Below are 9,564 nucleotides of genomic sequence, written 5' to 3' on the forward strand. Positions count from 1 at the left end.
CGGCCTTCTGGACCTCGATCGTCACCGGGCCGGTCGCCGCCGCTGCGAAGGCCGAAAGCATCCTGCCGCTGATCAACACCGCGCCTTCGCCCGAAGTGTTTGCCTCGACCAGCGTCGTGAAATAGCTATCCAGATCGGTCGCGCGCAGGGTGACGATGCCTTTCGACACCCCGAGGTGCGCATAGCCGAGGACCGGGATGGTGTTGCGTCTTTCGATGACCGACGACGCAATCCGCGCGGCGCGCCGAAATTCGGCAAGCTCGATGGTGGCGCTGAGGCGGATTGCCGACGCGGTGCCGGTGATGGGTTGGTGCATGGTCATGATGCGGCCTCCATCTTTTTGAGCCCGGCGCGCAAGAGTGCATCGACGGCTTCGTGACGGCTTGTTTCGCCCGCCGCCGCACCCCATTCGTCGACCTCGGCAATCAATTCCTCGGGCAATTCTACGATCAAGCGACGCACGCGACGCTCGTTCAGGCGATCCGCGAGGTTTCCGCGGTAAGCTGGCGCGGATCTCACAGCAGCACCTTTATGAGATCGGCTGGAACGCGCGGCGAGACGACATATTTCGCTGGAATGTCGATGCTCTCGCCCGTGGCCGGGTTGCGACCGCCGCGGGCGGCGCGATACTTGACGGTCAGGCGGGACCACGCCGGGCAGGTGAAATTCCTCGCCCAATGGCGTCATGCGCCACGATGATCAGGCTTTTGAGGAACGCCGCAGAGTCCTTCTTGATGTGGCCCTTCGCGGCAAGCGCGTCGATCAGTTCAGATTTGGTCACTGGTTTTCTCCGGTGAAGATGGAAGGGGTTCGGCATCGCCGGAACTGCAAGATGAAGGCGGCTCTACATCTGCCCCATTTCGTCGATGTGCAGTGCAAGGCGCTCCTCCTCGGTTTCCGGGGTGCGCCCAGACCGATAGATTCGCTCGCCAAGGCCATAAAGGCGCCGATCCTCTTCGAAGTCGCGGCAGATACGGTTCCAGAGGCGCTTGAGCCAAGCGACCATCGTTGTTTTCTCCGGTCGTTGCGCAGGCCGAACAGGTCCGAGATTGCGGTGAGGAGCGCCAACGCAGAGGGGGCGCGCGGGAACTGCAGGAAGGGGATCGGCCGGTCTGATCGACCCTCCGCCGGGCGCAGCCGCGAAGGCAAACACCCCCGCCCCGCCGGTCGGGCCGGACGCTGCAGTGAACGGGCTGGGCGTGGCGGGGTAATTCGGCACAAGCATCGAGGGCGCGGGGATCACGATCTGCGACGCTGGCTGGACGGCGGCGGCAAGCGCCCGCGCGGCTTCCTCAGCTTGAGCCACGTCGCCTTCGCACGGGACCAGCTCAACGGTTTGCCGTCCGTGCATTGGTCACCGTCCCGCGCGAAGCCAACCACGGACGCGCCACACTGAACCGCATATAGGGGCTCGTCGTCGCCGTCTGTCGGAGGCAGGGCCACGAGGCGCACCTCGTCCCGGCTCCCGATAATCTGGCCATCAACACCAAGCAGTCCCGGACGATCGGGATCATGAACCGTGGCGCCGGTCGCCGCGCTGACGGCAATCATGGACGCAGGCAATGCGAAGCCGATCCGGCGGAGCGTCGGTCCTTTCGGACGGGTTCTCGAGAGCATTTTGGACGCCTAAATGATGCCCTGTTTATGGGTTATATTTTGGGTCACATACTGGTATACGTCAGTTGGGATAACGCTAATATTTATTGGTATATCGGAAGATTACTAGCGGACTCCCAGTCCGTAATATGTCATTGAAATTATTGATAAAAATCTTGATTTCTGGATGTTACCTGCCCAAACATCCACCCACCTGAAACGCTTGGTTGCGCCTGCATGCTACGGCTTGCGGCTAATGCTTCTTCGGCAATCGCACCCGCCTTCTCTATCGGTTCTCATCGAGGATGAGGGGGCAGCACAGGTATAGGTCGGTGAGGCATGTCCAAGGTTTGCATGCCCTTTCCCAAAATCTCCAATTCGATCCGATCTTGCACGAAGCTCCCCGCGCCGGTCCCCATGAGGGGTCCAAAGTTCAGGACCACCCCCGGCACCTTGGGTCGGTCGCACGGCTTGTCGCCTCGCGAGACGGCCTCAGATTTGAGGCCATGTGCCCTCCTGACTTTTCAGGAACGCTCAGTGCGGGGCGGTTCGTCCATTCTGGACGGAAAGGAACGGTCGCGCCCAACATGCGTTGTTCCCCCGTCATCTTATGGGAACGTTGCGAAATGAATGGCATGGCCGCATGGATATTGGGCGTCCCGGCTCTGGCCGTCGACCTGCTTCATGTGGGGGCCGCCTCGGTCCAGTTGCCGCGTTCTGCCCTCGGGGCATGCTGCTCCTGAGACCAAGGGCGGCCTATTGTGGAACGCCGAGATGTGCCCCGACTGCTTTGCCCTTGTGCAAGCACGGTCAAGCAGCCGACCGCTTCCAGCTTGCGGCCAGAGCCCCCGCGCCGATCATCAACGACCCGCCGATACGGTTGACCGCCCGCTGCACGTTCGGTTTGCGGATCGACTTGCGGGCCGTTGACGCCACCAGCGCGTAGAAGGTGGTGTTCAGAATCGCCAGGACGAGGAATGTCGTCTCGAAAACGACCATCTGCGGCAGGACCGGCTGCGCCGTGTTCAGGAATTGGGGCAGGAAGGCCACAAAGAAGATGATGCTCTTGGGGTTCAGTGCCGTCACGACATAGCTGTGCAGGAAAATCCGCAGCGGCTTTTCTTTTGGCAGGGCCTCGGTATCCATGCTGGCCTCGCCTGCCGCGACGGGCGCGCGCCATAGCTTGATTCCGAGGTAAACCAGATAGGCCGCACCGATCCATTTCAAGACGGTGAACAGCATGGCCGAGGCCGCAAGAAGCGCCCCCAGGCCGAGCATCGAGGCCGTCATGGCGGTGAAATCGCCAAGCGCGACGCCACTGACAGTCGCACGGGCTGCCTTCTTGCCGTGCCCGAGCGCATAGGAGATCACCAGCAGGATCGTCGGGCCGGGAATTGCCAGCAAAACGGCGGATGCGGCGGCGAAGGCGAGCCATTGCTCAAGGGTCATTGCGGTCCTCCTGTTGGAGATTCGAGCAATCCACCGGAAGGAAGATGGCGCAAGAGATTTTTGGAAATACCCGCAGAGCCACCATGCTGACGAGGATTTCATTGCGTCGCAGTCGGGCGGCAGTTCCGGCAATGCAGCGTCCCAGAGGGACGATACCCTGTTCGTTCGCAAAGGGCCGCGCGCCATGGCGCCGTGATGCCAGCATCGCGAAGCAGCCCGCCGCGGCGGAAGGCCGCCATGAAACGGGGATGTGATTGCGCGCAGCTGTCTTCCGTCCCGGATCCGTGACATTGCTTCGCTGAAGCTGATGAACCTCGATGGGAACTCCCGATGCGCCCACACCTTCTCACCCTTGCGGTCTTCTGCGCGCTCGCAATGCCGGCCCTGCCCGCGGCTGCGCAGTTCGCCACGCTGCCGCCGGTCGATGCGCCAATGAGGTTCTCCCCCGCGCAATGCGGCGCACTCCGGGAGATTGAGGGCGGAGTGGCGACCCGCTCGGCCGCTGATATCGAAAGGATCGGTGCCGCGATGGAGGCCAACCAAAATGCGGATCCGGTCGAGGTGGCGCGGATCTCGGGCCTGTCAGTGCCGACGGTCTCGACGATGGGGGCTCTGAACCAGCAGGACGCCATGGCCTTCTCATTGGTGTTCGGATCCATGCTCCGACACTATCATCCCGACCTGCTGATCAAGGTGCTGCGCGAGCGGGCCCCACTCGGTCAGGTGCCGGACATATCCGGCAACCCCTTTGGCATGGCCGTCCTGGACGGCATGCTGAACGCAGCGCAGCAAAGCTATCTGACGCAATGTTCGTGACGGCCGTGGGGGGCACGGTTTCCCTGCGGCTTATCCCCTGAACCCGTCACGGCATGCAAAACCAGAGATGAAGCACGGCTGCCGCAAGCCCGCAGCCATTCGCATGAGAAAATGCCGCGTCGGTGATGAGCGGCCGTTTTCAGAACCGCCGCCAGAGCAGCGCCCGATCGGCTCGCCAATCCGTCTTGGCCTCGTAGGGTTGCCGCGACACGGCGCCTGAAGTTCAAACTGGCTTGTCAGGATGCCGATAGCAGGATCACACCGGCGACCAGCACACCGCAGCCGACCAGCCGCCAGGGGCCGACCTTTTCGCGCAGGATCAGCATCCCCATCAACGCGCCGACCATCATCGACATCTCGCGCATCGGGGCCACAAGGCTGAGCGGCGCGCCCCCCGTCAGCGCCGCCAGCACGAGGATATAGGAGAGCGGCGACAACAGACCCACGCCAATGGCGGTCCACCAGTGCCCGCGCATCGACTCGATGGCGCGGCGGGGATTGGTCAGGACAAGCGGCAACAGCAGGAAAAACCGCAGCAGGTTCGAGAACCAGTCCAGCACCACCGGCGCGATGCCGAGCGCCTTGACCGCATAGGCATCGACAACCGTATAGCCCGCGATCAGCCCGCCGGTCGCGGTGCCCCAGCGGACACCGGCCTGCCCGCCGGAACGGGTGAAGGCGGCAAGCCTGCCTTGCGTGGCGATCAGCAGAAGACCGGCAACGACCAGCGCCAGACCGAGCAGCCCGGTTCCCGTCGGCGTTTCGCCAAGGATCAGGAAGGCCCCGATCGAGGACAGCATCGGCCCGGTTCCGCGCGCGATCGGATAGACCACCGACAGATCGGCCACCTGATAGCCGCGTTGCAGGCACAGGCTGTAGGCCAGATGGATCACCCCGCTGAGCAGGACGAAGCCGATGCCCGCCGATGTCCATATGATCCTGCCCTGCGCCAGCAGATACAGCACCCACGGCGCATAGGCGACGCAGGCGATCAGGTTGTAGGCAAAGACGAAGACCGGCCCGACCGATGCGGCCCGTTTGGCAAGCAGGTTCCAGCTTGCATGGAAAAAGGATGCGAGAACGACAAGGAACAGCGAGGCAAGCGTCATTGAGACCCCCATATGCGCCCATCGGCGCGGTTGATCTCGACGTCTCCTCCCCTGGGCTTTTATCCCTTGGGTGCTGGCCCGGGGAACTCCCCCGGTCTCTGCAACGCTCGGTCCTGCGGCGACCCTCTGGATCGGCCCGGAACCCTAGTTGCCACTCAGTCGATGCCGCATCCTAACCATCATCGGATCGGGGTTTCAAGACCCCGCCAGCAGCAGGGTCTTTCGCGCGCCTGTGCCGCGATCAGCAGGTGGCGCGCAGGGCGCCACCTGCCGGGCAATCAGTAACTCAGGCAGATCTTGCCGAAGTGCCGCCCGGCCTTCTGCCAGGCAAAGGCTTCGGAGATCTGCTCCAGCGGATAGCTGCGGTCCACGACGGGACGCCAGCTGAACACCTCCAGCGCGCGGATCATGTCCTGCTGATGTTCGCGGCTGCCCACGATCAGGCCCTGAAGCGTCGCCTGCTTCGCCATCAGCGCGGCGGTCGGCACCTCGCCGGAAAAGCCGGTCAGAACACCGATCAGCGCGATATGCCCTCCGGGCGCAACGGCGCGGATCGATTGCGCGAGGGTGGCCGGACCGCCGACCTCGACCACGATATCCGCGCCGCGCCCGCCCGTGGCGGCAAGGACGGCTTCCCCCCACTCGGGCGTCGTCTTGTAGTCGATCACCGTATCGGCCCCGAGCGCGCGTAGCCGCGCGGCCTTCTCGGCACTCGATGTCGTGGCGATCACCTGCGCGCCCATCGACTGCGCCATCTGCAAAGCCAGGATCGACACACCGCCGCTGCCCAGCACCAGCACCGTATCACCCGCCCTGATCCGGCCATTGACGACCAGCGCCCGCCACGCGGTCAGCCCGGCGGTGGTCAGCGTCGCGGCTTCCTCATGGCTGTAGCCCCTGGGCGCATGGGTGAAGGCGGTGGCGGGCCGCGTCACGCTTTCCCGCGCGAAACCATCGACGCCGTCGCCCGGCACGGTGCCGAAATCGGTCGGCACCCGATGGCCCGCCTGCCATTCCGGAAAGAAACAGGACACCACCGCATCGCCGACGGCGAATTCGCGCACCCCCGCGCCCACCGCCGTCACCACGCCGGCGCCATCGGCCATCGGGATCAGATTGCCGGATCCTCTCCTCGGTCCGGTGACGACGAGGAGGTCGTGATAGTTGAGCGAACTCGCATGCACCCGGACGGTGATTTCGCCCGCGCCGGGCGCCGCGGCGTCGGGCAGATCGACGAGGCGCAGGTTCTCAAGGCCGCCCGGCGCTGCAAGTTGGATCGCTTTCATGGCGTTTCCCTCCGATTTCAGGCGGGCAGAATGCCGCGCCATTGCCTCCTTCACTAAAGCCGCCGGGGAATTTATTACAAGAACGCACAATTTTCGCCTATACTGACAGAAATGTAAGTAATGACGCCACGGAGACGATATGCGAAGACTGAACAGCAAAAGCGGTTGCGCGGTGGAGGTGACCCTGTCGGTGATGGGTGGAACGTGGAAGCCGATCATCCTGTTCCAGTTGCTGCGGGGCCGGATGCGGTTCAGCGATCTCGGCCGGGCCATTCCCTCGGTGACGCAGCGGATGCTGACCCTGCAACTGCGCGAACTTGAGGAAGCGGCGATCATCACCCGCACCGTGTATCCCGAGGTTCCGCCGCGGGTGGAATATGAACTGACGCCTCTGGGCCATTCGCTCGAACCTGTTCTGGTCGCGATGCGGGACTGGGGACAGGCCTATGCGGGCGGGATGGTCGCACCCCACTGACAGGCTGATCCACATACGATCGCTCAGCGCCGGGGGATGGTTCGGCCTGTCTCGTCTGGCGGCAGGATGGCGGAACGAGTGCCGCCTACAGCACTTGCCGCAGCGCCATCTCTGCCCCGAGCAGCAGCAGAAACCCGAGGAACACTTTCCTGAATGTCGCAAGCGAGATGCGGTTGCGCAGCTTCTGCCCCGCCCACATGCCGATCAGTGCAGGCCCAAGGGCCAGCAGCGACAGCCCCATCATCCCGGCCGAAAACGCCCCATGCGCGCCAAGCGCAAGCGCGAGCGCCACGGTGGACACCGTGAAGGAAAGCCCGAGCGCCTGAACGAGATCGTCCTTCGACAGGCCGAGCGCTTGCAGATAGGGCACGGCGGGAATGACGAAGACGCCGGTTGCGCCGCTGACCATGCCGGTCAGCCCACCGATGACGGGCGACAGCACGGGCTCGATCCGCGACGGGACCGAGAGTTGCCGCGCGAGCAGGCTGTATCCGGCATAGATGACCAGTGCCGCCCCCAGAAGCGTCCTTGCCACGCCCGCATTGCCGCCGGCCAGCCAGGCCGCCCCCGGCACGGTGCCCGCGCAGATCGCCAGCATCATCGGCCAGAACCGCCGCAGGACAGGCCGCAATGCCGGGCCCGCCAGAAGCTGCCAGAGATTGGTGAAGAAGGACGGCACGATCAGCAGGCTCGCCGCGGTCAGGGGCGAGATAAGCGCCCCCAGCACCCCCATGGCAACCGTGGGCAGCCCCATGCCGGTCACCCCCTTGACCGCTCCGGCCGCGAAGAAGGTCGCGAGGATCAAGACGAGGACGGGCAAGGACATGTCGCTCATCGGGCACCTGTCTGACGATTGCCGCCGTCAGACCATTCTTCTGTCGCACGCCGTGCAAGATCCTCGCGATCGCAGATCAGGACAAGCCTGTTGTGATGATCGGAATACTGCACGAGGATGTTGACCCCGGCCCCGGCAAGCGCGCGCGAGATCGCGCCAAGCTGGCCCGGAGTCCCCTGTTTCAGCCTGCGGATCAAAGGTTTGCGGATCGCCACGACCGCGATCCCGGCCTCTGCCGCAGCGCGGGCCGCGGCCTCGCCATCACGGAACAGGAAATGCGCGATGGCCCGGTCGCCATGGCCGAACACCCCGCCACCCTCGAAGGACACGCCGGCGCGGCCCATCGCCTCGCCCAGTTCGGCGAGCGCGCCGGGACGGTTTTCGAGCCGAAACTCAAGGTCGAACATGATCGGGGGCTTCCCTGTGGATGGCGCGGCTGTCGGTCGGAGCCTCGGCGCGGGCGTTCATGCCATAGTCCCGCGTCACCGCCGCGATACGCAGACGGTAATCGGCAAAGACGTGATCGCGGCCGGCGGCCTGCACGCGACGGTGTTCCGCCAGATTGCGCCAGGCCGCAACGGCCGCCTCATCGCGCCAGAATGACAGCGACAGGACCTTGCCGGGGGTGGTCAGGCTCTGGAACCGCTCGATGGAGATGAAACCATCGATGTCCGCCAGCAGCGGGCCCAGTTCCGCGGCCAGATCGAGATATTCGGCCTGCGCCTCACCAGGAACCCAGGCCTCGAAAATGACGGCGATCATGCGCGCACCCCATGCGGCGCCGAGGCCAGTTTGACGAATAGACGGCTTTCCCGGCGGATGAACCCTTCACGTCTGGCAAATTCGTAGTTCTCGCACCCCAGAGGGTCAGCCGCCAACCGCGCGCGATAGGCTTCATACTCCGCCAGTGACGGCAGGGAATAGATTCCATAGGCCGTCGAGGTCGATCCTTCGTGCGGGGCGAAGTAGCCGATCAGATCGGCCCCGCAACGCGGGCTGCATTCCCCCCAGTTGCGGGCATATTGCGCGAACAATTCGCGCCGGTTCGGGTCGATGTCATAGGTGATGACGCAGGTGATCATGGGTTTTGCCTTTCTTGCTGTCCCCCAGCCTATCCGGTTGGAGGCGGCGAATGGTTCGGTTAGGATCGAACCATGAGAGAAGGCCCCGATATCGCCCGCGTGGCCGCCCTTGTCGCGGACCCTGCCCGCAGCGCGATGCTGATCGCGCTGATGGATGGCCGCGCCCTGACCGCGACCGAGCTGGCCGGGCTGGGCGGGATCACGAAGCAGACCGCCAGCTCTCACCTTGCCAAGCTTGTGGACGGCGAGGTGCTGACGGTCGAGGCACAGGGGCGTCACCGGTATTTCCGTCTCGCCGGTCTCCACGTCGCCAGCCTGCTTGAAGCGCTGATGGTCTTTTCCAGCGATGCCGCACCGCCTTTGCGCACCGGCCCGCGCGATCCCGCGCTGCGCAAGGCCCGCATCTGTTACGATCATCTGGCGGGTGAGATGGGCGTTCGGCTGTTCGAGCGGATGCAGGCGGATCACTGGCTGGCGGATGATCTGACCGTGACAGAGCGCGGCAACGACAAGCTGGCCGAGATCGGCCTGAACCTCGGGAACCTGCCCCCCAGCAATCGTCCCCTCTGCCGTGCCTGCCTCGACTGGAGCCAGCGACGACAGCATCTGGCCGGGCGCATGGGCAAGGCCATCCTCGACCGCGTGCTCGCGCTTTCCTGGGCGCGGCGGCTGCCTGAGTCCCGCATCATCTGCTTTAGCCCTGAAGGGGAGCGGGGCTTCAACAGGTGGCTGAGCTGACCGGCGGCTAAGAGCCGAGGCTGTGTCAAAACTCGGCGGCGGGGTCTGTCTGAGGGTGATTTTCCGTGCCGCCCGGCATAGCGACGTCAGGTCTTCCTTTCGCGCGGGTGGCGGCCCGATAAGCCTCGCCAGACGCAGTGCGGCGCCGGAGGTGGGACAGCTGAGCCCTGATCAGGCC

Annotated in this window: 14 protein-coding genes and 1 pseudogene; 3 read left to right on the forward strand and 12 right to left on the reverse strand. The window is 64.5% G+C overall.

Features of this window, described 5'->3' with window-relative positions:
• From D2T30_RS22315 to D2T30_RS22325, 6 genes and pseudogenes are all read right to left on the reverse strand, one after another.
• Positions 1 to 322: pseudogene (locus D2T30_RS22315) on the reverse strand (hypothetical protein); the annotation flags it as partial.
• Positions 319 to 462 (reverse strand): hypothetical protein, encoded by a 144-nt coding sequence (locus D2T30_RS23290; RefSeq protein ID WP_164884406.1) that lies wholly within the window; start codon positions 460 to 462, stop codon positions 319 to 321. The gene D2T30_RS23290 and the pseudogene D2T30_RS22315, both read right to left, overlap by 4 nt.
• A 53-nt stretch (positions 463 to 515) precedes the next feature.
• On the reverse strand, positions 516 to 641 hold the full coding sequence (locus tag D2T30_RS24285) for an HU family DNA-binding protein (RefSeq protein ID WP_128210592.1): 126 nt from the start codon (positions 639 to 641) through the stop codon (positions 516 to 518).
• Positions 638 to 781, reverse strand: a complete 144-nt coding sequence (locus D2T30_RS23295; RefSeq protein ID WP_164884407.1) for an HU family DNA-binding protein — start codon at positions 779 to 781, stop codon at positions 638 to 640. The genes D2T30_RS24285 and D2T30_RS23295 overlap by 4 nt, the downstream gene beginning before the upstream one ends.
• A gap of 63 nt (positions 782 to 844) precedes the next feature.
• Positions 845 to 1,006: a hypothetical protein gene (locus D2T30_RS23300; protein ID WP_164884408.1), complete on the reverse strand. Its 162-nt coding sequence runs from the start codon at positions 1,004 to 1,006 to the stop codon at positions 845 to 847.
• A 1,400-nt stretch (positions 1,007 to 2,406) separates the two neighbouring features.
• Entirely contained in the window at positions 2,407 to 3,045 is a 639-nt protein-coding gene (locus tag D2T30_RS22325) for a LysE family translocator (RefSeq protein ID WP_128210582.1), read from the reverse strand.
• Between the two features lie 375 nt (positions 3,046 to 3,420).
• Here D2T30_RS22325 and D2T30_RS22330 point away from each other — a divergent pair, with 375 nt between their 5' ends.
• A complete protein-coding gene (locus D2T30_RS22330; RefSeq protein WP_128210583.1) occupies positions 3,421 to 3,861 on the forward strand; it encodes a hypothetical protein in 441 nt (146 codons plus the stop codon).
• Between the two features lie 236 nt (positions 3,862 to 4,097).
• Here D2T30_RS22330 and D2T30_RS22335 read toward each other — a convergent pair whose 3' ends face one another.
• Positions 4,098 to 4,970, reverse strand: coding sequence for a DMT family transporter (locus tag D2T30_RS22335; protein WP_128210584.1), 873 nt, complete (start codon positions 4,968 to 4,970; stop codon positions 4,098 to 4,100).
• 278 nt (positions 4,971 to 5,248) lie between these two features.
• A complete protein-coding gene (locus D2T30_RS22340) occupies positions 5,249 to 6,256 on the reverse strand; it encodes a zinc-dependent alcohol dehydrogenase family protein (protein ID WP_128210585.1) in 1,008 nt (335 codons plus the stop codon).
• A 139-nt stretch (positions 6,257 to 6,395) separates the two neighbouring features.
• Between D2T30_RS22340 and D2T30_RS22345 the strand changes: the two genes are divergently transcribed.
• Complete coding sequence (locus D2T30_RS22345) at positions 6,396 to 6,731, forward strand: winged helix-turn-helix transcriptional regulator (RefSeq protein WP_128210586.1); 336 nt, start codon at positions 6,396 to 6,398, stop codon at positions 6,729 to 6,731.
• 85 nt (positions 6,732 to 6,816) lie between these two features.
• Here the strand turns inward: D2T30_RS22345 and D2T30_RS22350 are convergent, their stop codons facing one another.
• From D2T30_RS22350 to D2T30_RS22365, 4 genes are read right to left on the reverse strand one after another with little or no spacing between them, the layout of a single operon-like run.
• On the reverse strand, positions 6,817 to 7,566 hold the full coding sequence (locus tag D2T30_RS22350) for a sulfite exporter TauE/SafE family protein (RefSeq protein WP_128210587.1): 750 nt from the start codon (positions 7,564 to 7,566) through the stop codon (positions 6,817 to 6,819).
• Positions 7,563 to 7,973 (reverse strand): ACT domain-containing protein, encoded by a 411-nt coding sequence (locus D2T30_RS22355; RefSeq protein WP_128210588.1) that lies wholly within the window; start codon positions 7,971 to 7,973, stop codon positions 7,563 to 7,565. Before D2T30_RS22355 ends, D2T30_RS22350 begins: the two co-directional genes overlap by 4 nt.
• A complete protein-coding gene (locus tag D2T30_RS22360; protein ID WP_128210589.1) occupies positions 7,960 to 8,328 on the reverse strand; it encodes an antibiotic biosynthesis monooxygenase family protein in 369 nt (122 codons plus the stop codon). The genes D2T30_RS22355 and D2T30_RS22360 overlap by 14 nt, the downstream gene beginning before the upstream one ends.
• Positions 8,325 to 8,648, reverse strand: coding sequence for an NIPSNAP family protein (locus D2T30_RS22365; RefSeq protein WP_128210590.1), 324 nt, complete (start codon positions 8,646 to 8,648; stop codon positions 8,325 to 8,327). Before D2T30_RS22365 ends, D2T30_RS22360 begins: the two co-directional genes overlap by 4 nt.
• A 72-nt stretch (positions 8,649 to 8,720) precedes the next feature.
• On the opposite strand from D2T30_RS22365, the gene D2T30_RS22370 reads away from it, so the two are divergent.
• Positions 8,721 to 9,386 carry an ArsR/SmtB family transcription factor gene (locus D2T30_RS22370; protein ID WP_128210591.1) on the forward strand — a complete coding sequence of 222 codons (666 nt, stop codon included), beginning with the start codon at positions 8,721 to 8,723 and terminating at the stop codon, positions 9,384 to 9,386.
• Positions 9,387 to 9,564 lie beyond the last annotated feature (178 nt).

Source organism: Paenirhodobacter populi, assembly GCF_004022215.1.
GTDB lineage: Bacteria > Pseudomonadota > Alphaproteobacteria > Rhodobacterales > Rhodobacteraceae > Rhodobacter > Rhodobacter populi.